Origin of the sequence: Nonomuraea sp. WAC 01424 (genome assembly GCF_003947315.1) — a bacterium.
GTDB classification, from domain to species: domain Bacteria; phylum Actinomycetota; class Actinomycetes; order Streptosporangiales; family Streptosporangiaceae; genus Nonomuraea; species Nonomuraea spiralis.
On the sequence record NZ_QHHZ01000010.1, the window covers coordinates 300,574 to 324,820 of the forward strand.

Genomic DNA, 24,247 nt, shown 5'->3' on the forward strand with positions numbered 1-24,247 from the left:
TGCGGGTACGGCCGGCGTTGCGGGCGGGCTCTCAGCGGGAGCGTCGCCGCGCGGTCGCCGACAGCTCGGCCGCGTCGAAGCCGAACACGTCCGAGGGGTCGTTGCCCAGGTACAGGTCGCGGACCAGTTCCCCGGCGGCCGGGGCGTTGCACAGCCCGTGGCCGGAGAACCCGGTGGCGTACAGGAACGCGGGCGGTCCGGGCAGCCGGCCGATGAAGGCCGACCGGTCGGGGCTGGCGTCCCTGGGGCCGCGCACCGCCGTCTCCAGCCCGGACAGGTCCAGACCCGGGTACGTGGTGGCGAGCTGCGTCCTGGCCTTGGCGAACCAGGCGTCCCGGTCGGTGCCGGGGTTGCCCATGCCGATCAGGATCCGGTCGTCGCGCCGGCGGATCAGCAGCCCGCTGGCGGCGTGCAGAGTGACCGGCATGTCGGGAATCTCGGACAGCGGGCCGGTGGTCAGCAGTTCCTGCACCGCCACCCCGGTCAGCGGCAGGTCCAGGCCCGCCGCCGACGCGATCCAGCCCGACCAGGCCCCGGCCGCGCACACGATCGCCTCCGCCGTGAGCGTGCCGTCCGCCGTCTCGATCCGCCCGGTGGCCGGGTCCACGGCGGTGACCGGGCAGCCGGTGCGCAGCGACGCCCCCGCCCGCGCGGCCCCCTCCGCGTACGCCTCCACGATCGCGGCCGTGTCGCTCACGAACGCCTGCGGCGACCACGCGGCCGCCAGCAGCGACGGCTCCTCGACCAGCGGGTTGAGCCGCCGGGCCTCCTCGGGCCCGATCAGCGACACGTCCACGCCCACGGCCCGCTGCGCGGGCAGCTCGGCCTCGAACCTGTTCACCTGCTCCCGTTCGGTGAACAGCACGAGGTAGCCCACCTGCCGCAGCGGCAGCTCGGCGCCGGGCCAGCGCGGGAACGACTGGTACGCGGACAGGCTGCGCACCGCCATCGCCGAGCTGACCGGATCGCCCGAGAAGTAGGCCCGCAGCACGTCCGCGGTGGCCTTGGAGGCGCCGGAGGCCAGGTCGTCACGTTCCAGGACGACGGTCTCGATCCCCGCCTCGGCCAGGTGGGCCGCGATCGACAGGCCGATCACGCCGCCGCCGATGACCACGCGCTCGGCCCGGTCGGGCCGGCTCATGCCGGGGCCACCGTCCCGTCCGGTACGGGAGGCAGCAGCGAGCCCGACACCCGGCCCGGCACCGGACGTGCCACCGGGGACACCGTGCCGTCCGAGCGCAGGTGTTCGTCCACCTGCCACGGGAAGAGCTGGAGGTTCCAGGCACCCAGGCAGTTGACGTACAGGGCCATGTGGGCCATCAGCGCGACGAAGTCCTCGCGGTCCTGGAGCTGGTCGGCGACCTCCAGCGCGCGCTCGGTGAACTCGTGCAGCTTGTTCAGGCCGCAGTAACCGAGGAACTCGGCCGGTGTGGCGGCCATGATGCGCGCCATCTGCTGCAGGAACTCCAGCGGGAGCTGCTGCTGCTGGGCTGCCCGGACCAGGCCGGAGTAGCAGCAGTAGCCCAGCGGGCGGGTCTCGCCGTTGACGAACAGCATCGTGGTCAGCGTGGTGCCGAAGCTGCCCGCGCCGGAGGCGATCCTGCCCTCGTGCAGGTCGACCAGCTCCTGCGGCGGGTCGAGCCAGATGCGCTCGATCTCGTCGTGCAGCTCGGCGAGCAGGCGGTCCGCCTCGGCGTCCTGGGCCGTCGGCCGCCGGAGCTGGTGGCCGCCGCCGTCGCCGGCCCTGCGTACTTCGACGATCACCGGCTGGCCGCCGGAGTACACCGACTGCCACACCGCCTGGCCGGCCTCGGCCAGCGCGTCGAGGTCCTCCTCGCGGACGGTGCCGATGGGCGTGGCGGGCATCGGCTCGCTCAGCGGGCCGTACTTGATGCCGAGGTGCTGCAGGCGGGAGCAGAACACCGAGCCGTCGGGCGCGATGCGCCGGTCGATCTTGTGCACGGCCGGCACGTGCAGCAGCTCGGGCAGCGGGGCCAGGTGGTAGAGGTGGTGGCCCGCCACGAGGGCGTGGCCTTGCAGGCTTCGGTACGGCAGGGTCTGCCACAACGCGTCGGCTAGGTCGCTGTTGCGGCCGTCGAGGTCTGCTGTGACCGATACGCCGATGGTGGGCCAGAGAATTTCTATCTGCCGCTCAGTGGCCGATTTGTTCATAACGCGGACAGTAACACAGCCGTTACGAGGCGTAATCGAGGGGGTCGAGCTCGTCCGGAGGAGGCGTTTTCCGGGCGAGGGGGCGCCGGGGGCGGTCGTCGCCCGCGCCGGCGGAGAAGATTTGGCGCCCCAGTCGTTGCCGACCGGGGCGATGCCAACATTATGGTGTTTTGTCTGTTTTGTATAGGTTTCTTGAAGCAAAGGTGCGGGCCGCGTGCGCACGCGGCCCGCACGGTGGAGCGGGTGATCAGAAGACGCTCACCCCGTAGGCGCTCAGCGCCTCGGTGACCGGCTGGAAGAACGTCGTGCCGCCGCTGGTGCAGTTGCCGCTGCCGCCGGAGGTCAGGCCGAGCGCGATGCCGCCGGAGAACAGCGCGCCGCCGCTGTCGCCGCCCTCGGCGCAGACGTTCGTCTTGATCATCTGACGTACGGTGCCCTCGGCGTAGTTGACGGTGGCGTTGAGCGCCGTCACCGAGCCGCTGTGCACGTGGGTCGTGCTGCCGCTGCGCTGCACCGACTGGCCGACGTAGGCGTTGCCCGCGCTGGTGATGTCACGGGAGCCGCTGTAGAGGTCCACGCCGCCCGGGTGGGCGATGCTGGTGTTGGTGTAGCGGACGATGGCGTAGTCGTTGCCGGGGAAGCTGGAGCCCGAGGTGTTGCCCAGGGTCGTGGTCTTCCCGGAGTTGGAATACCAGGTGGAGGCGATGTTGCCGCAGTGGCCGGCGGTCAGGAAGTAGTAGGTCGAACCGCTGACCACGTTGAAGCCGAGCGAGCACCGGTACTGGCCGCCGTAGATCGCGTCGCCGCCCTGGATGAACAGGCTGAACTTGCCGGGCTCGTTCTCGACGCGTACGGCGGGCGTGGCCGCCGCGCCCTGACCCTGGGCCGCCGCGGCCTGGGTGTTGGCCTGCTGCACCGCGATCTGGACCTTGGTGCGCGCGGTGGTGGCGACGGTGCTGTCCACCCAGACGACGACCTGGTTGGCGGCCGTGTCGACGGCCCAGGCGGTGCCGGGGACGGCGGCCGTGCGGTCCAGGAAGGACATGATGGCCTCAAGAGAGGGGCCGCTGCGGGAGACGACGCGCGGTACGGCGCCGGAAGCGGTGATGGCCTCGGCGTCGGCGGCGTCGGTGGTGGTGACGACCATCTTGCCCTGCGCCTGGTCGAAGTAGGAGCCGGCGGTGCGGGCGCCGAGCTGCCCCTCCAACGCGGTCGCGGCGGCGGCCGGGTCGGCGGCGGTCGTGCAGGTCGCGGGCGAAGCCTGGGCGGGTACGCCCGTGAACGCGCCGGTGAGGAGTCCGGCGGTGGCGACGATCAGTGCGCCGCGCCGGATCCGTAAGCCATGGATGCTCACTGGAGCCTCCTGAGGGTGGGGTGACTTGCCCGCAAATATGAACAAAATCCCCAAGGAGGGCAAGAGGCTCTCATACTTATTTTTTGACCAGGAGTAATAGGCATAGGCAGGATCGTGGCCATCCCTGGTGGGTTGCTGACCTGGGCTGATGCTCCTGAGGAAAAAGATCGTAAACAGCCCGAGCGGGACTCGTGAAAAGTTCGGTCCGGCCTTTTCGGCGCTGTCAGGAAACATATTTACGCCCTGTAAAGAACCAGGCGGGCGGCGCGCCCCACCCCGCCGCCCCGGACGCGCCCAAGGCCGGACCCGTGATCGCGCGCATCCGGCGTCCGGCCGCCCGGCGATCACTACGATTAATCATTAATTATGAAAATATCTTGACGTATCGGACAGTCCGATGCAACTGTTCCGGCATACCTTGAACCACCCTGGCCACGCATCCTCGTCACTCCATGTGCCGAGGTAGGAAGGACCTGCCGTGCCACCGTCCCCCCTCTCCCGACGCCAGTTGCTGGCGCGCGCAGGCCTGGCCGGCGCCGCGACGTTCCTGGGCGGCTGCGCCACCACCGCCGGCTCGGGGAGCCCGGCCGCCACCGGCGCGAGCGGCGCGGCCGGCCGGACGCTCACCCTCCAGTCCAGCCTGTCGGCGCCGCCGGTCAAGGCGGCCATGGAGAAGGTCGTCGCGCAGTTCAACAACCGCGGCAAGGGCTCGGTCACGCTCAACACGGTGGCGCTGGAGACCTTCCGCGTGCAGCTCCCGACGTACCTGACCTCGGCCGACCCGCCGGACGTCCTCAGCTGGTACGCCGGATCGGTCGCCCAGGACTACGCCGCCAAGGGCCTGCTGCTCGACGTGTCCGAGGTGTGGAAGGACCTCGGCGACTACCCCGAGTCGCTGCGCACGCTGTCCACGGACGCCTCCGGCAAGCAGATCTTCGTGCCCACCAACTACTACTGGTGGGGCTTCTTCTACCGCCGCTCCAACTTCGCCAAGTGGGGTGTGCAGCCGCCGCGGACCTGGCCGGAGTTCCTGGCGCTGTGCGAGACGCTCAAGGGCAAGGGCGTGGACCCCATCGGCATCGGGCTAGGCGACAGCCCGTGGGTGGCCTCGATCTGGTTCGACTACCTCAACATCAGGATCAACGGCGCGGCCTTCCACCGCGAGCTGCTGGCAGGCAAGCAGAGCTTCGCGAGCCCCAAGCTGAAGGCGGTCTTCGACGCCTGGAAGCAGGCGCTGCCGTACTTCGACCCGAAGGGCAAGGCGTACCCGTTCCAGGAGGCCACGTCCAAGCTGCTGGCCGGGAAGACGGGCATGTTCCTCATCGGCACCTTCTTCGCCGACACCGCCCCCAAGGACGTCCTGGACGACCTCGACTTCTTCCAGTTCCCGATCCTGGACGAGTCCGTCCCGGTCGCCGAGGAGGCCCCGACCGACGGCTTCTTCGCCAGCGCCAAGGCCGCCGACCCGGCCGGCGCCAAGCAGCTGCTGTCCTACCTGGCGAGCCCGGAGGCGCAGGCGCTGTTCATCACCTCCGGCACCGGCATCCTGCTGCCGGCCAGTCCCAAGGCCAAGATCCCCGAGACGCCGCTGCTGGCCAAGGGCCGTGCGATGTTGTCGGCGGCCAAGGACCTGACGCAGTTCTTCAACCGCGACTCCAGCGACGCCCTCCAGCCCACCGCCGACACCGCGCTGACCCGTTTCATCGACAAGCCGGGCGACATCGAGGCGATCCTGCGCGAGTGGCAGGCGTCCGCCGAGAAGGTCTTCAAGGGCTGACGTGATCGCCGTACTTCACCGTCAGGGCGGCCAGAGGCTGTCCCCGCTGCTGGCCGCGTTCGTCCTGGTGCCGTTCGCGGTCGAGGCCGTGTGGGTGTTCTGGCCCGCCCTCCAGGGTTTCTGGTTGTCGCTGCTGCGCTGGGACGGCACCGGCGCGCCCGAGTTCATCGGCCTGGCCAACTACGCCGAGCTGGGCGGCGACCCGGTCTTCGGCCGCGCGCTGCTCAACACCGTCATCTGGCTGGCCGCCTTCGGCGGGCTGTCGGTGCTCGGCGGCTTCGGCATGGCCCTGGTGCTGCAGCGCGACCGGCGCGGCGTCGGCTTCTACCGCGCCGCCCTGTTCACCCCCGTGGTCTTCTCGCTGGTCGTCACCGCGCTGGTGTGGCGGGTCTTCTACCAGCCCGACGGCCTGCTGGACCAGGTGCTGGCCGCCGTCGGGCTCGGCGGCCTGATCAAGCCGTGGCTGGCCGACCCGGACACCGCCCTGTACGCCCTGATCCTGCCGGCCCTGTGGCGGCAGATCGGCTACGTGATGGTCCTGTACGTCGCGGGCCTGAAGACCATCGACCCCGCCCTGTACGAGGCCGCCCGCGTGGACGGCGCCGGCGCCTGGCAGCGGCTCCGCCACGTCACGATCCCGCAGCTCAAGGGCGTCAACGCGGTCGTGTTGTCGGTGGTCGTCATCGACTCGCTGCGCTCGTTCGACATCGTCTGGTCGCTGACCCGCGGCGGGCCGTACCACTCCTCGGAGCTGCTGAGCACCTACATGTACGCGACCGCCTTCCAGGGGCTGCGGCTCGGCTACGCCTCGGCGATCGCCGTGGCGATCTTCGTGGCCGCGCTGTCGGTGATCCTCGTCTACCTGGTCCGGGCGTTCAGGGAGGACTCATGAGGCTGCGAACCGGGGCCTTCCACGTGTCGATGGTCCTGTTGTCGGCGTTGTGGCTGGCGCCCATCGGCTGGGCGGTGGTGACGTCGCTGCGCACCTTCGACGACCTGGCCGCCAACGGCGTCGGCAGCCTGCCGCGCTCGTTCAGCCTCGCCGCGTACGCCCAGGCGTGGTCGGCGGGCGGGCAGTTGCAGGCGCTGGTCAACAGCATGGCCGTGACCGTGCCGGCGGTGCTGCTGAGCCTCGGTCTGGCCGCGACCGCGGCCTTCGCCCTGGCCAGGTACCGCATCCCGTTCCGGCGCACGCTGCTGCTGGCGATGCTGGCGGGCAACCTGCTGCCGCCGCAGATCCTGCTGGTCCCGGTCGCCAAGTTCACCGAGCTGACCGGGCTCTACGACACGCTGGCCGCGCTGATCGCCGTGCACGTCGGCTTCGGGCTCGGCTTCTACACGTTCGTGCTGCACGGGTTCCTGCGTGAGCTGCCCGGCGAGATCCAGGAGGCGGCCACGCTCGACGGCGCGGGCGTGGGCCAGGTGTTCTGGCGGATCATGTTGCCGCTGACCAGGCCCGCGCTGGCCGCGCTCGGCGCGCTGTCGTTCACGTGGATCTTCAACGACCTGCTGTGGGCCATCACGGTCCTGCGTACCGACACCAAGATGCCGATCACCCCGGCCCTGCTCTCCCTCCAGGGCCAGTACGTCTCCTCGTGGAGCGTCATCGCCGCGGGCACGGTGATCGCCGCGGTGCCCACGCTGGCGGTGTTCCTGCGTTTCCAGCGGCACTTCGTCGGAGGTCTGGCGCTCGGCGCCGTCAAGTAGACGCACGACCGGCGGCGTGGCCGCGGCTTTCGGGCCGCGGCCACGCCGCTTTTTCGTGTTCACGGCTCTGACCTGCGGTGACATCACCGATCTCGCTCCTCATGCGGCCCTCGGGACGGTCGCCGCCGGTCCCGGACAGCGCGCTTGACAGACGGGAACTTTACCTTCAAATTAGGCAAGGCTTACCTAACTAAAACATTCGGGGAGGGCTTGCCGCAATGGACGGGATAGACGGCGGCGTCGCCTTGGTGACCGGCGCGGCCCAAGGCATCGGGGCGGCCGTCTGCGCCGCCCTGGCCGAGGCCGGGGCCAAGGTCGCCGCGGCCGACCTGCGACCGGCGAACGGCGGCGACGGGCTGCCGTACCGCATGGACGTACGCGACGCCGGCGACGTCGAACGGGTCGTCGCCGCGGTCGAACGGGACCTCGGCCCGATCGCGATCCTGGTCAACGTCGCCGGCGTGCTGCTGCCCGGCGAGGTGGACGGGACCGGCGACGACCACTGGCGGCAGAGCTTCGCCGTCAACGCCGACGGCGTCTTCCACACCTCCCGGGCCGTTGCCCGCCGGATGACGCCACGGCGGCGCGGCGCGATCGTCACCGTCGGCTCCAACGCCGCCGGCGTGCCACGGGCCGGCATGGCCGCCTACGCGGCCTCCAAGGCGGCGGCCCGCATGTTCACCCGCTGCCTCGGCCTGGAGGTCGCCCGGCACGGCATCAGGTGCAACGTCGTCTCACCCGGCTCGACCGACACCGCCATGCTGCGCGCGCTGTGGGCCGGCGCCGACCCCGACGAGGCCCTGTCGGCCACCCTGCACGGCGACCCGGCCGCCTTCCGCGTCGGCATCCCGCTCGGCCGGGTGGCCGACCCGGCCGACGTCGCCGACGCCGTGGTGTTCCTCTGCTCGGAGCGGGCCAGGCACATCACCATGCACGACCTCCTCGTGGACGGCGGCGCGACCCTTCGCGCCTGACGAGATTGGACCTACATTGCATCTGCTGACAACCGCGGCGGATCCGCTGGCGGGCTACGACCGCGCGGAGTCGGTGTTGTTCGCCTCCGCCCGCGGCACGCTGCTCACGCGCGGGGTGCGCGGCGTCGCCGCCGGCGACCTGGCCGACCTGGCCGGGCGGGTGGACGGGCCGGCCGCCGGGGCCATCGGCTTCGACGGCACGGCCCACCTGATCCTGCCCGAGTCCGAGACCTGGTCGCCGCCGCTCCCGCCGGGCGCCGCCCCCCTGGTCAGCGGCGGCTGGTGGAGCAGGCGGGTGCCCGAGCCGGCCGCCTACGCCGCCGCGGTGCGCGCGGCGCTGGCCGAGCTGGAACGCGGCGACCTGGCCAAGGTGGTGCTCGCCAGGACGGTGGAGCTGCGTTCCGACGAGCCGATCGACCTGCCGGGGCTGCTGCGGCCGCTGCTCGGCCACGGCTACTCCTTCGCCGCGCCGCTGCCCGGCGGCCGTACGCTCACCGGCGCCAGCCCCGAGCTGCTGGTCTCCCGCCACGGCCGCGCGGTGGTCAGCAACCCGCTGGCCGGTTCGGCGGCCCGCTCCGCCGACCCCGCCGAGGACCGGCGCAGGGCCGCCGCGCTGGCCGCCTCCGCCAAGGACCTGCGCGAGCACCGGCTGGTCGTGGAGGCCGTCGCCGACGCGCTCGCGCCGTACTGCTCGGGCCTTCAGGTGCCCGGCACGCCCGAGCTGACCTCCACCGAGAGCATGTGGCACCTGTCCACCCGCGTCACCGGCACGCTGCGTGACCCCGGCACCCGCGTGCTCACGCTGGCCGCCGCCCTGCACCCGACCCCCGCCGTCTGCGGCACGCCCGAGAGCGGGGCACGCCGGATGATCGAGGAGCTGGAGCCGTTCGACCGCGGCTTCTACGCCGGGCTCGCCGGCTGGACCGACGCCGCCGGCGACGGCGAGTGGGCGGTGGCCATCCGCTGCGCCGAAGTGGCCGAGCACACCCTGCGCCTGTACGCCGGCGCCGGCATCGTCACCGGCTCCGACCCCGAGGCGGAACTGGCCGAGACCTCCGCCAAGTTCCGCACCATGCTGCGCGCCCTGGGGGTCTCCGATGCGCTGGTGTGAGCACCCGCGACGGGCCGCGGAGGTGCGGCGTGCACTGGTCTGAGGAGGAGGCCGCGCGCTACCGGGCGGCCGGCTACTGGCGTGGCGAGACGTTCGGCGGCCTGCTGCGCGACCTGGCCGCCGCGTACGGCCCCCGCACCGCCCTGATCTCGCCCGGCGACCGCTGGACCTTCCACGACCTGGACGAACGCGCCGACCGCCTGGCCGCCGGCCTGCGGGCGAGCGGCATCGGCCCAGGCGACCGCGTCGTGGTCCAGCTCCCCAACGTGCCCGAGTTCCACCAGGTGTGCTTCGCGCTGTTCAGGATCGGCGCCTGGCCGGTGTTCGCGCTGCCCGCGCACCGCTCGGCCGAGATCTCCTACTTCTGCTCCTTCACCGAGGCCGCCGCCTACATCTGCCCCGACGACGAGCACCGGGCCTTCGCCCCCGGCACAGCCGCGCACGTCCTCGGCGGCCTGCCCGAAGCCGACCCGGCCGACCCGGCCGAGCTGCCCGGCCCGCGCCCCGGCGACGTGGCCTTCCTCCAGCTCTCGGGCGGCAGCACCGGGCTGCCCAAGCTCATCCCGCGCACCCACGACGACTACATCTACAGCTTCCGCGCCAGCGCGGAGATCTGCGCGCTGCGGCCGGACAGCGTCTACCTGTGCGCGCTGCCCGCCGCGCACAACTTCCCGATGAGCTCGCCCGGCGTGTTCGGCGCGCTGAGCGCCGGGGCCGCGTCCGTGCTGGCCCCCGACCCCAGCCCCGGCACCTGCTTCCCGCTCGTCGAGCGCGAGCGCGTCACGATCGCCGCCCTCGTCCCGCCGCTCGCCCTGGTCTGGCTGGAGGCCGCCGCCACCACCGGGCACGACCTGTCCAGCCTGGAGGTGCTCCAGGTCGGCGGCGCCAAGTTCGGCCGGGAGGCGGCCAAACGGGTGCGGCCCGAGCTGGGCTGCACGCTCCAGCAGGTGTTCGGCATGGCCGAGGGCCTGGTCAACTACACCCGCCTGGACGACGACGAGGAGACGATCGTCGCCACGCAGGGACGTCCCATCTCGCCGGACGACGAGATCCGCGTCCTGGACGACGACGGCCGCGAGAGCGACCAGGGCCACCTGCTGACCCGCGGCCCGTACACCATCCGCGGCTACTGGCGGGCCGATGAGCACAACCGGACGGCCTTCACCGCCGACGGCTTCTACCGCACCGGCGACATCGTCCGGCGCACCCCGACCGGCCACCTGATCGTCGAGGGACGCGCCAAGGACCAGATCAACCGGGGCGGCGAGAAGATCGCGGGCGAGGAGGTCGAGAACCACCTGCTGGCCCACCCCGCGGTCCACGACGCCAGCGTGGTCGCCGTGCCCGACCCCTACCTGGGCGAACGCGCCTGCGCCTACCTCATCTGCCGCGGCGACCCGCCCAGCCGGGCCGAGCTGCGCGCCTTCCTGCGCGAACGCGGCATCGCCGCCTTCAAGATCCCTGACCGGTTCGAGTTCGTCGACGCCTTCCCGCAGACCGCGGTCGGCAAGGTCAGCAAGCGCCAACTCCGCGAAAGGACATGACATGCCGATCCCCAGGATCGAACCGTACGCCATGCCGTCCGAGCTCCCGGCCAACCGGGTGGAGTGGCGGCCCGACCCGCGCCGGGCCGTGCTGCTCGTGCACGACATGCAGAACTACTTCCTGCGCGCCTTCACCCCCGGCCGCTCGCCGATGGTCGAGCTGATGGCCAACGTGCTGGCGCTGCGCGAACGCTGCGCCGAGCTCGGCGTGCCCGTCGTCTACTCCGCCCAGCCCGGCGCCCAGAGCGCCGAGCAGCGCGGCCTGCTGCTCGACTTCTGGGGCTCCGGCATCGGCGCCGACCCGCGCGAGGCCGCGATCGCCGACGAGCTGACCCCGGGGGAGGGCGAGGTGCTGCTCACCAAATGGCGCTACAGCGCCTACCAGCGCACCGGGCTCGCCGAGCTGATGGCCGCCCAGGGCCGCGACCAGCTCGTCGTCTGCGGCGTGTACGCCCACATCGGCGTGCTGATGACCGCCTGCGAGGCGTTCATGCGGGACGTCCAGGCGTTCGTGGTCGCCGACGCCGTCGCCGACTTCTCCCGGCGGCACCACGAGATGGCCCTCACCTACGCCGCCGAGCGGTGCGCCGTCACCACCACGACCACGCGCATCAGCCGCGACCTGGCGCGGGCGGTGGCCGGTGTCTGACACCGCGGAACGCCTGCGCGCCCAGATCGCCGAACTCCTGTACGTCGAGCCCGCCGAGCTGGGCCTGCACGACGACCTGCTGGACGCCGGGCTCGACTCCATCAGGGTGATGACGCTCATCGAGGGGTGGAAGCGGGAGGGCCGCGAGATCGGCTTCCCCGACCTGGTGGACCGGCCCACCATCGCGGCCTGGGCGGAACTGCTGACATGACCCCCGCCCGTACCCTCACCCCCGCCCCCGACCGCGTCCACGAGGAGCGGCCCGCGTGACCCTCCAGACCATGCCGCTCACCGGAGCCCAGGCCGGGATCTGGCTCGCCCAGCGCCTGGACCCCGCCAACCCCATCTACAACGCCGCGGACCGCATCGACCTGCGCGGCCCGCTCGACGTCGCCATGTTCGGCCGGGCGCTGGAACGCTGCCTGGCCGAGGCCGAGCCGCTGCGCCTGCGCTTCACCGCCGAACCCGCCCAGTACCTGCCCGACTACGACTCCCTGCGCGGCTGCCTGACCGTGCTCGACCTGCGCGCCGAGCCCGACCCCGAGGCCGCGGCGGACGCCTGGATGCGGGCCGACCTGGCCACCCCCGTGGACGTCGTCACCGACCCCCTGTCGCGGCACGCGCTGCTGCGCCTGGCCGACGACCACCACGTCTGGTACCTGCGGGCCCACCACATCCTCATCGACGCCTACGCCCTGTCGATGCTGGTCGGCCGGACCGCCGACATCTACACGGCGCTGGCCGACGGGCTGGCGCCGGGCGCGGGGCCGTTCGGGTCGATGGCGCCGGTGCTGGCCGAGGAGGAGGCGTACCTGGCCTCGGAACGGCGGGAGCGCGACCGGGCGTACTGGCTGGAGCGGCTGGCCGGTGCCCCCGAGCCCCCCGGACTGGCCGGGCCGCCCGCGTTGTCGGCCCGCGAGGTCGTCCGGCGGCGTGCCCCGCTGCCACCCCTTCCCCGATGGGACGACCTGGCCCGCCAGGCCCGCGCCACCTGGGCCGACGTCGCCGCCGCCGGGCTGGCCTGCTACCTGGGACGGCTCACCGGCGACACCGACGTGCTGATCGGCCTGCCGCTGATGAACCGTACGGGGGCCGCCGCGCGGGTGCCGTGCCTGACGGTCAACGTGCTGCCGGTCAGGCTCGACGTACGGCCGGGCCGCACGGTCGGCGACCTCGTCGGCCAGGCCGCGCGCCGGATCGCCGAGGCCCGCCGCCACGGCCGCTACCGCGTCGAGGACCTGCGCCGCGACCTGGGCCTCGGCGGGACGTCGCGGGCCCTGTTCGGGCCGCTGCTCAACATCAAGCCGTTCCCGGCGGAGACGAAGTTCGGCCGGGCCACCGGCACCGTCACCAACCTGGCCGCCGGTCCGGTGGACGACCTGGCCGCGGCCCTGCTGCCCGACGGCGACCGCCTCACCCTCGAACTCGACGGCAACGCCGCCCTCTACGACCCGGCCACCCTGGCCGCCCACACCCGCCGCCTGGCCCGCTTCCTCACCACCCTGACCACCTCCGCCCCCGGCACGCCCCTCGGCCGCCTGCCCCTGCTCACCCCCGAGGACCGCATGTCCCTCCGCCCGGCCACCGCCGGGGCCGTACGGCGGGCCCGTACGAGCGGGCGGACCGTGGTGGACGCCTTCCTGGACCAGGTACGGCGCACCCCCGGCGAGACGGCCCTGGTCTGCGACGGCGAACCGGTCACGTTCGGCCGGCTGGGCGAACGGGTGGACCGGCTGGCCCGGCGGCTGGCCGCCAACGGCGCGGGCCCGGAACGGGTCGTGGCCGTCGACCTGCCGCGCTCGGCCGGCCTCGTGGTGGCCCTGCTGGCGGTGTTGCGCAGCGGCGCCGCCTTCCTGCCGATCGACCCCGCCTACCCGGCGGACCGCCGCGCCTTCATGCTGGCCGACGCGGCCCCGTCCGTCGTGCTGACCCCCGGCTGGACCGGGGACGCGCCCGGGACGGAGACGGCGCCGCCGCTCCCGGAGCCGGGCGACGCCGCGTACGTCATCTACACCTCCGGCTCCACCGGCCGCCCCAAGGGCGTGGTCGGCACCCACGGCGGCCTGGCCGCTCTCCTGGACTCCCACCGCGAACGCCTGTTCCCGGACGGGGGCAGGCTGCGTGTCGCGCACACGGCCTCGTTCTCCTTCGACGCCGCCCTCGACCCGCTGCTGTGGATGATCGGCGGCCACGAGCTGCACCTGCTCGGCGACGACCTCTACCGCGACCCCGAGGCCCTGACCGCCTACGTCCGCGAGCACGGCGTCGACTACCTCGACCTGACCCCGTCCCACCTGAAGGAGCTGCCCGGACTGCTGGCCGAGCCGCCCGGCGTCGTCGTGGTCGGCGGCGAGGCCGTGCCCGGCCCGCTGTGGCGGACCCTGCGCGAACGCACCCGCGACGTCAACCACTACGGCCCCACCGAGGCCACGGTCGACGCCTACACCTGGCTCGGCGACGGCTCTGAAGGACCGACCGCGGGCTCGTCCGCGCACGTGCTCGACGACGCCCTGCACCCGGCGCCGCCGGGCGCCACGGGGGAGTTGTACCTGGCGGGGGAGGGGCTGGCCCGCGGCTACCTGGGCCGTCCCGGGCTGACCGCCGAACGGTTCGTCGCCGGTCCCGGCGGCGCGCGCCTCTACCGTACGGGCGACCGCGCCCGCTGGGCCGCCCCCGGCCGGCTGGAGCTGCTCGGCCGGGCCGACGACCAGGTGAAGGTACGCGGCGTGCGGATCGAGCCCGCCGAGGTCGAGGCCGTGCTGGAGGAGCACCCGTCGGTGGCCGCCGCCGCGGTCGCCGTACGTGCCGACCGCCTGATCGCCTACGTCGTCCCCACCCATGGCGGCGAGCCCGGGCGGGAGGCCGCGGAGCTCGCGCGGTTCGCCGCCTCCCGGCTGCCCGCCGGGATGACGCCCGCGCGGATCGTCGGCCTGGAGTCGCTGCCCCGCACCCCCAACGGCAAGCTCGACCGCGCCGCGCTCCCCGCGCCCGAGGCCCCCGAGAGCGGGGGAAGGCTGCCCGACGGCCCGCGCGAGGAGGCGATGTGCGCCCTGTTCGCCGAGGTCCTGGGCGTCCCGGCGGCCGGCCCCGAGGACGGCTTCTTCGACCTCGGCGGCCACTCGCTGCTGGCCGCCCGCCTCACGGTCCGCATCAGGGAGACCTTCGGCGCCGCCCTCCCGATCAGGGCCGTGTTCGACGCCCCCACCCCCGCCGGGCTGGCCGCCGGACTCGGCGTCACCGCCGCCCCCCGCCCGCCCCTGCGCAGGCGTCCGCGGCCCGATCCCGTGCCGCTGTCGTCCGCGCAGGCCAGGCTCTGGTTCCTGTACCGGATCGAGGGGGCCAACCCGACGTACAACATCCCGCTGGCGGTCCGGCTGAACGGCCCGGTGGACCGCGCCGCGCTGCGGGCCGCGCTCGGCGACCTCGTGGCCCGGCACGAGATCCTGCGCACGGTCTTCCCCGAACGCGACGGCGTCCCCTGCCAGCGGATCCTGGACCGGCACGCCGTCGCGCTGCCCGTCTGGCAGCCCGACGAGCTCCGCCAGGCGATGCGCCGGATCGCCCGGCGCGGCTTCGACCTGGCCACCGAGCCGCCGTTCCGCGCCCACCTGCTGCGCGCCGGCCGGGACGAGCACGTGCTCATGCTCGTCCTGCACCACATCGCGGGCGACGGCTGGTCGGCCGGACCGCTGGTCCGGGACCTGACGACGGCGTACGAGGCCCGCGGGAAGGGCGAGGCCCCGGCGTTCGAGCCGCTGCCCGTCCAGTACGCCGACTACACCCTGTGGCAGCGCGACCTGCCCGCCACCGGCCTGGAGCACTGGCGGGCCGCGCTGGACGGCCTGCCCGACCGGCTGGAGCTGCCCTTCGACCGGCCGCGGCCCGCCGTGCTGGGCGGCGAGGGCGGCACGGTCCCCGTGGCGTTCCCGCCCGCGCTCATGGCGGAGATCGGGGCGCTGGCCCGCCGCGCCCGCGCCAGCGTCTTCATGGTGCTGCACGCCGCCCTCGCCGCCCTGCTCACCCGGCTCGGCGCGGGCACCGACATCCCGATCGGCACGCCGGTCGCCGGCCGCGGCGACAGCGCCCTGGACGGCAGCGTCGGCTTCTTCGTCAACACGCTCGTGCTGCGCGCCGACACCTCGGGCGACCCGTCGTTCGCCGAACTGCTGGACCGGGTCAGGGCCGCCGACCTGGCCGCGTTCGACCACGCCGAGCTGCCCTTCGACCGGCTCGTCGAGGCGCTGAACCCGCCCAGGTCGCGCGAACGGCACCCGCTGTTCCAGGTCATGCTCGTCCACCAGGACGCCCCCGAGCCGCCCGGCGTCGAGGTCGTGCACACCGGGACGGCGAAGTTCGACCTCACCCTGAACGTCGGCCCCGCCGGGACCGGCTTCCTGGAGTACAACCGCGACCTGTTCGACCGGGCCACCGCCGCCGCCCTCGTCCGCCGCCTGACCGGGCTGCTGGAACAGGTCGTCGCCGACCCCGGCAAGCCCGTCGGCGGCCACGACCTGCTCGACGCCGCCGAACGCCGCACCCTGATCGAGGAGTGGAACGGCGACCTGGTCAGCGAGCCCGGCGACACCCTGCCCGGCCTGTTCGAGGCCCAGGCCCGCCGCACCCCGGACGCCGTCGCCGTGGGCACGTGGACGTACGCCGAGCTGAACGCGCGCGCCAACCGGCTGGCGCACAAGCTCATCGCCCACGGCGCCCGCCCCGGCGCCCTCGTCGCCCTGTCGCTGGACCGCTCGCCGGACCTGGTCGCGGCGCTGCTCGCGGTGGTCAAGACGGGCGCGGCCTACCTGCCGCTCGACCCGTCCTACCCGGCCGGCCGGATCGACCACATGATCGCCGACGCCGGGCCGGTGTGCGTCGTGGACGCCGCCTGGCCGGCCGCCCTCGGCGACTGGCTGGACCACGATCCGGAGCGCGACCTGCGGCCCGGCGACGCCGCGTACGTCATCTACACCTCCGGCTCGACCGGGCGGCCCAAGGGCGTGGTGGTCACCCACCACAACGTGGTGCGGCTGCTGTCGGCCACCGACGCGTGGTTCGGGTTCGGGCCCGGCGACGTGTGGACGCTGTTCCACTCCTACGCCTTCGACTTCTCGGTGTGGGAGTTGTGGGGCGCGCTGCTGTACGGCGGCCGCCTGGTCGTGGTGCCGTACGAGACCAGCCGGTCCCCGTACGATCTGCTCGACCTGCTGGAACGCGAGCGCGTCACGGTGCTGAACCAGACGCCGTCGGCGTTCTACCAGCTCGCCGCCGCCGACGACGGCCGCGACCTGGCCCTCCGGTACGTGATCTTCGGCGGCGAGGCGCTGGAGCCCGCCCGGACGGCCGCCTGGCGCGCCCGCCGGCCGGACCTGCCGCGCCTGGTCAACATGTACGGCATCACCGAGACGACCGTGCACGTCACCCACCACGTGCTGCCGCCCGGCGACCAGTACGGCAGCCCGATCGGGCGCGGCATCCCCGACCTGCGCGTCTACGTCCTGGACGACGCCCTGCGGCCGGTGCCCCCGGGCGTCACGGGCGAGATGTACGTGGCCGGCGACGGGCTGGCGCGCGGCTACCTCGGCCGCCCCGGGCTGACCGCCGAGCGGTTCGTCGCCGACCCGTTCGGGCGGCCCGGGACCCGCATGTACCGCTCCGGCGACCTGGCCCGATGGCGTGCCGACGGGACGCTCGACCACATGGGACGGGCCGACCAGCAGGTCAAGGTGCGCGGCTTCCGCATCGAGCCGGGGGAGATCGAGGCGGCGCTGCTGCGGCACCCGTCCGTCGCCCAGGCCGCCGTGATCGTCCGCGAGGACCGGCCCGGCGACAGACGCCTCACGGCCTACGTCGTCCCCCCGCCCGCCGAACCGGCCCTCCCGCCAGGCCCCGCGCCGGACGTCGCGCCGGTCGGTGAGGGTGACGACGTGCGGGCGTTCGTGGCGCGGACGCTGCCCGGCTACATGGTGCCGGCCGCCGTCGTCCGGATGCCCGCGCTGCCGCTCACCGTCAACGGCAAGCTCGACCGCGCCGCCCTGCCCCCGCCCGAGGCCCCCGAGAGCGGGGGCAGGCTGCCGGACGGCCCGCGCGAGGAGGCGATGTGCGCGCTGTTCGCCGAGGTGCTCGGCCTGCCCCGGGTGGGCGTGGACGACGGCTTCTTCGACCTCGGCGGCCACTCGCTGCTCGCGGTCCGCCTGGTGGCCAGGGTCAAGGAGGTGTTCGGCGCGGAGGTGTCCATCGGGACGCTGTTCGAGGCGCCGACCGCCGCCGCGCTCACCGCCCTGGCCGAGGGCGGCGCGCGTACCGATCCGCTCCGGGTGTTGCTGCCGCTGCGCGAGACCGGCTCCGGCGCGCCGCTGTTCTGCGTGCACCCGGCGGGCGGGCTGAGCTGGTGCTACAGCGGCCTGATCCGGCACGTGCCGGACCGTCCGATCTACGGGCTCCAGGCCCGCCGCGACCGGCTGCCCACCTCGTTGCGCCGTTTGGCCGCCGACTACGTGGCCCAGCTCCGGCTGGTTCGGCCGCGCGGGCCCTACCATCTGCTGGGCTGGTCGACCGGCGGGATCATCGCCCAGGAGATGGCCGTTCAGCTGCGGCTGGCCGGGCAGGAGGTCGCGCTGCTGGCCGTCCTGGACGCCTACCCGGCCGAGGGCATGCGCGACCTGCCGCCCTCCGACGAGGCAGAGGCGCTGGAGGCGCTGCTCACGATGGGCGGCTTCGCCCCCGACGCCGCCCTCACCCTGGAGCGCGTGACGGAGATCCTGCGCCGCGAGTCCAGCCCGCTGGCCGGGCTGGCCGCCGCCACGCTCACCGAGCTGAAGGACCTCTACCTCAACACCAACCACCTGGTACGCGCCCTCGACACCCGCCGGTTCGACGGCGACGTGCTGTTCTTCCGCGCCACCGTCGACACGGTGGACGACACCCTGACCGCCGACACCTGGCGCCCGCACGTCGGCGGCACGATCGAGTCGTACGACGTCGCGTGCAGCCACAAGGACATGACGCGGCCCGGCCCGATCGCCGAGATCGGCGCGATCGTCGCCGCCCGCCTCGCCCGCCTCGACCCCACCCCCACACCCGACCTCGCGACCCAGGAGCAGACCCCGTGAACCCCTTCGACGACCCGGACGGCCGCTTCCTCGTCCTGGCCAACGACGAGGACCAGCACTCCCTGTGGCCCTCCTTCGCCGCCGTGCCCGACGGCTGGTCCGTCCGCTTCGGGCCGGACGGCCGGGCCGCCTGCCTGGCCTACGTCGAAGCCTCCTGGACCGACCTGCGCCCCCGCGGCCTGCGCAGGTGAGGGGACGCGTACTCGCCGTCTACGTCACGGCGATGTGCATGAGCGGCCTGGACGCCACGATCGTCAACCCGGCGCTGTTCGCCGTCGCCGCCGACCTGGGCGTGCCGCCCGCCGCGGCCAACGCCGTGGAGTCGGCGTTCCTGGCCAGCCTCGCGGTCGCCATGCCGGTCGCCGGCTGGCTGTGCGACCGGTACGGCGCGCCCCGCGTGTTCCTGGCCGCGCTCGCCGCGTTCACGGCGGCCTCCGGGTTGTGCGCGCTGTCGTGGGACCTGGGCTCGCTGGTGTGCTTCCGGATCCTCCAGGGCGCGGCGGGCGGACTGCTGACGCCCGCCGGGATGGCCATGCTGTTCGCCGCGTACGCCCCCGAGGAGCGTATGCGGCTGTCCCGGTACGTCGTCGTGCCGACCGCGCTCGCGCCCGCGCTCGGCCCGGTGCTCGGCGGCCTGCTGGCCGACACGCTGTCGTGGCGCTGGGCGTTCCTGGTCAACCTGCCGCTCGGCGGCGCGGCCCTGCTCGCCGGGGCCGCCGCGCTGCGGCGCGCCCCCGTGCCGGGCGGCGGCGGCCGGCTGGACGTGCGCGGCCTGCTGCTGGCCGGCGCCGCCTCCGGCCTGCTGATGTACGGGCTGAACGAGGCCGCCTCCGGCGGGTCGCCGCTCACCTGGGCGGCGCTGCCCGCCGGAATCGCCCTCGTATGGGCGCTGGCCAGGTCGGCGCGCACCGCCGAGCTGCCGCTGCTGGACCTGGCGCTGCTGGCCGACCGCGGCTTCCTGCGCGGGGCCGCCACCGCCACGCTGTCGGCCGCGGGCCTGCTCGGCATGTTGTTCGCCTTCCCCGTGATGTACCAGGACGTGCTGGAGGCCACGGCCACCGAGGCCGGTCTCGTGGTCTTCCCTGAGGCGCTGGGGCTCATGGCCGCCGGGTTCCTGGTGGACCGCGCCTGCGCCCGCTGGGGCGAGCGGCGGGTGGTGGCGGCGGGGCTGCTCGGCGGCGCGGCGCTGTTCGCGTTCCTCGCCCTGGCCGGGCCGGGGCCGTGGACGCTGCGGGCGGTCATGTTCGCCGTCGGGCTGGTGCTCGGGCAGGCCGTGACGGCGGTGCAGGTGTCGGCGTTCATGACGGTCGGGCCGGAGGTGATGGGCCGGGCCATGACCGTGTTCCAGTCGCTGCGCATGCTCGGCGGCGGGCTCGGGGTGGGCGTGTGCGCGGCGGCGGCGGCCCTGGCCGGGTACCGCGCCGCGCTGCTGGCCGCGGCGGCGTTCCTGCTGGCCGCGTACGGGACCGCGGTGCTGCTGCGGCCCGCCGCGGCCGGCGGGGCGGCCGGCGGGAACGCCGGGACCGCCGTGCGGGAGGCCGGGACTACCGGCTGAGCGCCAGGTCGGCGGCCGTCCGCGCGAGCAGCACGGCCGCCTCCAGGAGGGCTCGGTCGGCCGCCGGGGCCGCCGCCGCGGCCGCGAACTCGGCGTCGTGCGGCACGGCCCCGCCCGACCCGATGTCCAGCATGGGGTGGATGGCCGGGATGACGTGGGAGACGTTCGCCATGTCGGTCATCGCGAACGGCTCCCGCTCCACCGGCGCCGGACGGCCGAGCGCGGCGGCGTTGGCCGCGTACAGACCGGCCAGGACGGCGTCGTCGCGGAAGTCCAGGTAGTCGGGCTCCGGCCGGGTCAGCCGCAGCTCGCACCCGGTCGCCACCGCCGCGCCGCGGAAGCAGGACTCCACCCGCGCCCGCAGCTCGGCCAGGTCCCGCGCGGCGGCGGCCCTGATCTCGTAGGAGGCCGTGGACCTGGCGGGGATCACGTTGGGCGCCTCGCCCGCCGAGGTGACCACGCCGTGCACGTGCCGGTCGCGCGGGAGTTGCTGGCGCAGCAGGCCGATCGCCACCTGGGCCAGCGTCATGGCGTCGGCCGCGTTGCGCCCCTCGTGCGGGGCGAGCGTGGCGTGCGCGGCGCGCCCGGTGAACTCGGCCTCCAGCGTGCCGAGCGCGAACGAGCGGAACCGGACCGTCTCGAACGGCCCCGGATGCACCATCATGGCCGCGTGCGCGCCGTCGAACACGCCGGCCTCCAGCAGCAGCGCCTTGCCGCCGCCGCGTTCCTCGGCCGGGGTGCCGACGACCCGTACGGTCAGGCCCAGCTCGTCGGCGAGCGGCGCCAGCGCCAGGCCGGCGCCGGTCGCCGCGGCGGCGATGACGTTGTGGCCGCAGGCGTGGCCGAGACCGGGCAGCGCGTCATACTCGGCGCAGAAGGCCACGGTCAGCGGGCCCGTGCCGAGGGTGGCGGAGAAGGCCGTCGGCAGGCCGCCCGCGCCCGCCGTCACCGTGAAGCCGCCCGCCTGGAGGCTCTCGGCGGTCCAGGCGGCCGCCCGGTGCTCCTCGAAGGCGGTCTCGGGATGGGCGTGGATCCGGTGGCTGAGCGCGACCAGCGCGGGGGCGTGGGCGCGTACGTGCCCGGCGATCAGGTCCTTGACGTTCACAGCCAGCCCGCCGCCAGGTCGGTGAGGCCGTCGGCCAGGCCGCCGAGCCAGCAGGCCGGGTCGTGGCCGCCGTTGTACTCGGTGAAGCTCACCTCGTAGCCCTGGGCGGCGAGCGCCTGGGCGAAGCGGCGGTTCTCCTCCAGCAACATCCACTCCAGCCGCCCGGCCTCCAGGTGGAAGCGTACGGGCAACCTCGGGGCGGCGGCGTACCGGCGGGTCAGGCGTTCGGGGTCCTCGTCCGGCCACCAGTACGACCCCGACTGCGACAGGACGTTGCCGAACCGTTCCGGCGCGAGGAAGGCGGCGTAGGAGGCGGTCAGCCCGCCGAGGCTCTGGCCCGCGATCACGGTCAGCCCCGGGTCGCCGGTCGCCCGCCACGTACGCCCGGCCCACGGCAGCAGGTCGTCGGCCAGGTAGCGGACGAACGGCTCGTGGCAGGCCAGCTCCCGCAGCCGCGTGGGCCGGTCGACCGAGTCGGGCATCAGCACGACGGACGGCGGGATCCGGCCGTCGTGGACGAGGTTGTCCAGGGTGGCCGCGACCTGCCCGGCCCACACCTCGCCGTCCAGCAGCACCACGACCGGATGCGGCCCGGCCGCCGAGCCGGGCGGGGTGTAGACCCACACCCGCCGCCCGCCGGACCGCTCCTCGCTCACCCGCCCGCGCGGCACCCCCGGCCGGTGCTCCCGGTACGGCTGCGGCGGCGCCTGCGGCAGCTCCAGGAGCGAGGAAGGACGCCGGCCGGGCGGGCCGGGCACGGTCAGCGGGTTGCCGGGGTCGGGCACGGCCGTGCGCATGACCTGGAGCCAGGAGTCCCGGTCGGTGCCCGGCAGCCGGTCGCAGGGCAGGATCTGGTAGCCGGCGCGCAGGTCGGCGTCGAGCTCGTAGGTGAGGTGCAGCAGGTCGCCGCCGGGGCGGGGGGTCATGACGTGCCCGCTGATGTCGCCGGCGTGCCGGTCGCGGTCGGTCACCGTGTTGATCAGCACGACCGCCTGCTCGCCGCGTGTCCTGGGCCGCCAGAGGAACGTCACCTTGCACCGGCCGGGCGTGCCGGACGGCTCGATGATCGGGGTGGGTGCGGGCGTCATGTCATGACCTCCGGTCCGACAGCAGGGTCCACAGCAGGAAGGGGCCGCCCAGGATGCTGGTCACGACGCCCACCGGGATCTCCGCGCCGTCGGCGGCCACGCGCCCGGCGGTGTCGGCGATCACGACGAGCGCCGCGCCGGTGAGCGGCGCGCCGATGAGCGGGAGGCGGGCGGGCCCGGCCAGCCGGGCGGCGATGACGGGCGCGGCCAGGGCCACGAACGCCACCGGCCCGGCCACGCCCGCCGCCAGCCCGGCGAGCACGACGGCCGTGACCAGCAGGAACATCCTGGTCCGGCCGGGATCGACGCCGAGCCCGGCGCTGACGTCCTCGTCGAAGCGCAGGACGGCGAGGCGGCGGGCCAGCACGAGCGCGGCCGGGACCAGGACGGCCAGCCCGGCCGCCACGGGCAGGGCGACGCCGTAGTCGCGCCCGGCGAGGCTGCCCACGCTCCAGGAGTGCACGGCGGTGGCCGAGCCGAGCCCCTGCCAGGCCAGCAGCGACTGGGTGAGCGCGCCCGCCAGCGTGGTCAGCGCCAGGCCCGTGACGATGAACCGGTAGCCCTGCCTGCCGATGCCGCCCGAGACGGCGAACACGGCCACGGCGGCGGCCAGCGCCCCGACCGGGCCGATCCACCAATGGGCGAACAGCGTGCCCGAGGCGGACGACATCCCGGCGGCCATGATGGCCATGACCGCGCCCTGGTTGATGCCGAGCATGTCGGGGGTGGCCAGCCGGTTGCGCGCCAGCGCCTGGGTCAGGCAGCCGGACAGCCCGAGCGCCGCCCCGGCCACCAGCCCGGCCACCACGCGCGGCAACCTGATCTCCTGGACGAGCAGCACGTGCCCGCCCTCGCCCGTGCCCGCCAGCGCCCGCAGCGCCTGCTCGGCCGTCATGCCCGACTGCCCGGCCGCGACCGCCGCCACGACGGCCGCCGCGGTGACCGCCAGCAGCAGCGCCGCCGCCGCGGACGACCGTACGGGGACCAGCACCGACCACCGCCGCCCCCGTACGGCCCGCGTGTCCGAGGGCAGCACCCCGGCGCCCCGGCCCCGGCGGGCGGTCCGCCGCGGCGACCGGGCCGGGACGAGGTCGCCCGGCCCGGCGGCGACCGCCCGCGAACGGGCCACGACGATCAGCACCGGCGCCCCCAGCACGGCGACCAGCAGCGAGACCGGCGCCTCGTACGGCCGTACGAGCACCCGGGCCAGCACGTCGGCCCCGAGCAGGACCACCGCCCCGGCCAGCCCGGACAACACGATCCGCGGCCCGACCCGGCCCGCGAGCAGGGTCCTGGAGACGTAACCGGCCAGCAGGCCGAGGAAGCCGATCGGGCCCGCCACCGCGACCGCTGCGGCGCTGAGCAGCGTCACGGCCACCGACACCCACAGTCGAGTACGCCCCGGCCGGTGCCCGAGCGCCACGGCGAGGTCGTCGCCGAGCGCCAGCGCCGCCAGCGGCCGGGCCGCGAACGCCGCCATGACCAGCCCCGCCACGACCGCCGGCGTGATCGCCAGCACCCGGTCCATGGGGACCCCGGCCAGCGAGCCGAGGATCCAGTAGCGGTACTGGTCGAACGTCACCGGGTCGGCGACCAGCACGGCCGTGGTGATCCCGGTGAGCGTGGCCGACAGGGCGGCCCCGGCCAGCACCAGCTTCAGGGGCGAGAGCCGGGCCCCGACAGCGAGCACGAGCCCGGTGGCCAGGAGCGCGCCGCCGAGCGCCCACCCCAGGTACGCGCCGCCGCTCTGCGCGCCGACGGTGACGATCCCGGCCACGACGCCGAGCGCGGCGCCCGCGTTCACGCCGAGCAGCCCGGTCTCGGCCAGCGGGTTGCGGGTGACCGACTGCAGCAGCATGCCCGACACGCCGAGCGCGGCGCCGACGACGAGGGCGGCCAGCGTACGCGGCAGGCGCAGGGTGTCCACCACCATCCGCAGGTGGCCGTCCCCGCCGCCGCCGAGCAGGTAGCCGATCACCTGTCCGGGGGCGACCCGGCCCGCGCCGGTGAGCATGGACGCCGCGCACAGGGCCAGCAGGGCGGCGGCACCCAGTGCGAAGACCCGGGCTTGCGTAAACATAAGGTAAGGCTAACCTAAAAAA

Annotated in this window: 17 protein-coding genes; 11 read left to right on the forward strand and 6 right to left on the reverse strand. The window is 74.3% G+C overall.

Features of this window, described 5'->3' with window-relative positions:
• Positions 1 to 31: 31 nt before the first annotated feature.
• The 3 genes from DMB42_RS27855 to DMB42_RS27865 form a co-directional block, all read right to left on the reverse strand.
• On the reverse strand, positions 32 to 1,141 hold the full coding sequence (locus DMB42_RS27855) for an FAD-binding oxidoreductase (RefSeq protein WP_125637984.1): 1,110 nt from the start codon (positions 1,139 to 1,141) through the stop codon (positions 32 to 34).
• Positions 1,138 to 2,172 (reverse strand): hypothetical protein, encoded by a 1,035-nt coding sequence (locus tag DMB42_RS27860; protein ID WP_185844894.1) that lies wholly within the window; start codon positions 2,170 to 2,172, stop codon positions 1,138 to 1,140. The genes DMB42_RS27855 and DMB42_RS27860 overlap by 4 nt, the downstream gene beginning before the upstream one ends.
• A gap of 247 nt (positions 2,173 to 2,419) precedes the next feature.
• Positions 2,420 to 3,526 carry a S1 family peptidase gene (locus tag DMB42_RS27865; RefSeq protein ID WP_260477993.1) on the reverse strand — a complete coding sequence of 369 codons (1,107 nt, stop codon included), beginning with the start codon at positions 3,524 to 3,526 and terminating at the stop codon, positions 2,420 to 2,422.
• Positions 3,527 to 4,004: 478 nt separating this feature from the next.
• Here DMB42_RS27865 and DMB42_RS27870 point away from each other — a divergent pair, with 478 nt between their 5' ends.
• The 11 genes from DMB42_RS27870 to DMB42_RS27915 all read left to right on the forward strand — a co-directional run bounded on the left by DMB42_RS27870 (position 4,005) and on the right by DMB42_RS27915 (position 19,952).
• Complete coding sequence (locus DMB42_RS27870; protein WP_125637986.1) at positions 4,005 to 5,303, forward strand: ABC transporter substrate-binding protein; 1,299 nt, start codon at positions 4,005 to 4,007, stop codon at positions 5,301 to 5,303.
• A gap of 1 nt (position 5,304) precedes the next feature.
• A complete protein-coding gene (locus DMB42_RS27875) occupies positions 5,305 to 6,195 on the forward strand; it encodes a carbohydrate ABC transporter permease (protein ID WP_125637987.1) in 891 nt (296 codons plus the stop codon).
• Positions 6,192 to 7,010, forward strand: a complete 819-nt coding sequence (locus DMB42_RS27880; protein ID WP_125637988.1) for a carbohydrate ABC transporter permease — start codon at positions 6,192 to 6,194, stop codon at positions 7,008 to 7,010. The genes DMB42_RS27875 and DMB42_RS27880 overlap by 4 nt, the downstream gene beginning before the upstream one ends.
• Positions 7,011 to 7,228: 218 nt before the next feature.
• Positions 7,229 to 7,984, forward strand: a complete 756-nt coding sequence (gene dhbA, locus DMB42_RS27885; protein ID WP_125637989.1) for a 2,3-dihydro-2,3-dihydroxybenzoate dehydrogenase — start codon at positions 7,229 to 7,231, stop codon at positions 7,982 to 7,984.
• A 16-nt stretch (positions 7,985 to 8,000) separates the two neighbouring features.
• Entirely contained in the window at positions 8,001 to 9,095 is a 1,095-nt protein-coding gene (locus DMB42_RS27890; RefSeq protein WP_260477994.1) for an isochorismate synthase, read from the forward strand.
• Between the two features lie 29 nt (positions 9,096 to 9,124).
• Complete coding sequence (locus tag DMB42_RS27895) at positions 9,125 to 10,639, forward strand: (2,3-dihydroxybenzoyl)adenylate synthase (RefSeq protein WP_260477995.1); 1,515 nt, start codon at positions 9,125 to 9,127, stop codon at positions 10,637 to 10,639.
• 1 nt (position 10,640) lies between these two features.
• The gene (locus tag DMB42_RS27900; protein WP_221762367.1) at positions 10,641 to 11,288 is read left to right on the forward strand and encodes an isochorismatase family protein; all 648 of its coding nucleotides are present in this window, start codon (positions 10,641 to 10,643) and stop codon (positions 11,286 to 11,288) included.
• Entirely contained in the window at positions 11,281 to 11,499 is a 219-nt protein-coding gene (locus DMB42_RS54360) for a phosphopantetheine-binding protein (RefSeq protein WP_221762368.1), read from the forward strand. The genes DMB42_RS27900 and DMB42_RS54360 overlap by 8 nt, the downstream gene beginning before the upstream one ends.
• A gap of 55 nt (positions 11,500 to 11,554) precedes the next feature.
• A complete protein-coding gene (locus DMB42_RS27905; RefSeq protein WP_260477996.1) occupies positions 11,555 to 18,397 on the forward strand; it encodes a non-ribosomal peptide synthetase in 6,843 nt (2,280 codons plus the stop codon).
• Entirely contained in the window at positions 18,394 to 18,588 is a 195-nt protein-coding gene (locus DMB42_RS27910) for an MbtH family protein (protein ID WP_125637992.1), read from the forward strand. Before DMB42_RS27905 ends, DMB42_RS27910 begins: the two co-directional genes overlap by 4 nt.
• Complete coding sequence (locus DMB42_RS27915; protein WP_125637993.1) at positions 18,585 to 19,952, forward strand: MFS transporter; 1,368 nt, start codon at positions 18,585 to 18,587, stop codon at positions 19,950 to 19,952. The genes DMB42_RS27910 and DMB42_RS27915 overlap by 4 nt, the downstream gene beginning before the upstream one ends.
• Here the strand turns inward: DMB42_RS27915 and DMB42_RS27920 are convergent.
• Genes DMB42_RS27920 through DMB42_RS27930 form a run of 3 tightly spaced genes read right to left on the reverse strand, consistent with a single transcriptional unit; the run spans position 19,942 to position 24,225 of the window.
• Positions 19,942 to 21,057 carry an amidohydrolase gene (locus DMB42_RS27920; RefSeq protein WP_221762369.1) on the reverse strand — a complete coding sequence of 372 codons (1,116 nt, stop codon included), beginning with the start codon at positions 21,055 to 21,057 and terminating at the stop codon, positions 19,942 to 19,944. The two genes, DMB42_RS27915 and DMB42_RS27920, sit on opposite strands and share 11 nt — an antisense overlap.
• Positions 21,054 to 22,145, reverse strand: a complete 1,092-nt coding sequence (gene fes / locus DMB42_RS27925) for an enterochelin esterase (protein WP_125637994.1) — start codon at positions 22,143 to 22,145, stop codon at positions 21,054 to 21,056. The genes DMB42_RS27920 and fes overlap by 4 nt, the downstream gene beginning before the upstream one ends.
• Before the next feature lies 1 nt (position 22,146).
• Complete coding sequence (locus tag DMB42_RS27930; RefSeq protein ID WP_125637995.1) at positions 22,147 to 24,225, reverse strand: iron ABC transporter permease; 2,079 nt, start codon at positions 24,223 to 24,225, stop codon at positions 22,147 to 22,149.
• Positions 24,226 to 24,247 lie beyond the last annotated feature (22 nt).

Coding starts and splice junctions, on each gene's coding strand:
- DMB42_RS27860 (WP_185844894.1), bottom strand. CDS start 2,172: ATGAACAAATCGGCCACTGAGCGGCAGATAGAAATTCTCTGGCCCACC.
- DMB42_RS27880 (WP_125637988.1), top strand. CDS start 6,192: ATGAGGCTGCGAACCGGGGCCTTCCACGTGTCGATGGTCCTGTTGTCG.
- fes (WP_125637994.1), bottom strand. CDS start 22,145: ATGACGCCCGCACCCACCCCGATCATCGAGCCGTCCGGCACGCCCGGC.
- dhbA (WP_125637989.1), top strand. CDS start 7,229: ATGGACGGGATAGACGGCGGCGTCGCCTTGGTGACCGGCGCGGCCCAA.
- DMB42_RS27900 (WP_221762367.1), top strand. CDS start 10,641: ATGCCGATCCCCAGGATCGAACCGTACGCCATGCCGTCCGAGCTCCCG.
- DMB42_RS27930 (WP_125637995.1), bottom strand. CDS start 24,225: ATGTTTACGCAAGCCCGGGTCTTCGCACTGGGTGCCGCCGCCCTGCTG.
- DMB42_RS27855 (WP_125637984.1), bottom strand. CDS start 1,141: ATGAGCCGGCCCGACCGGGCCGAGCGCGTGGTCATCGGCGGCGGCGTG.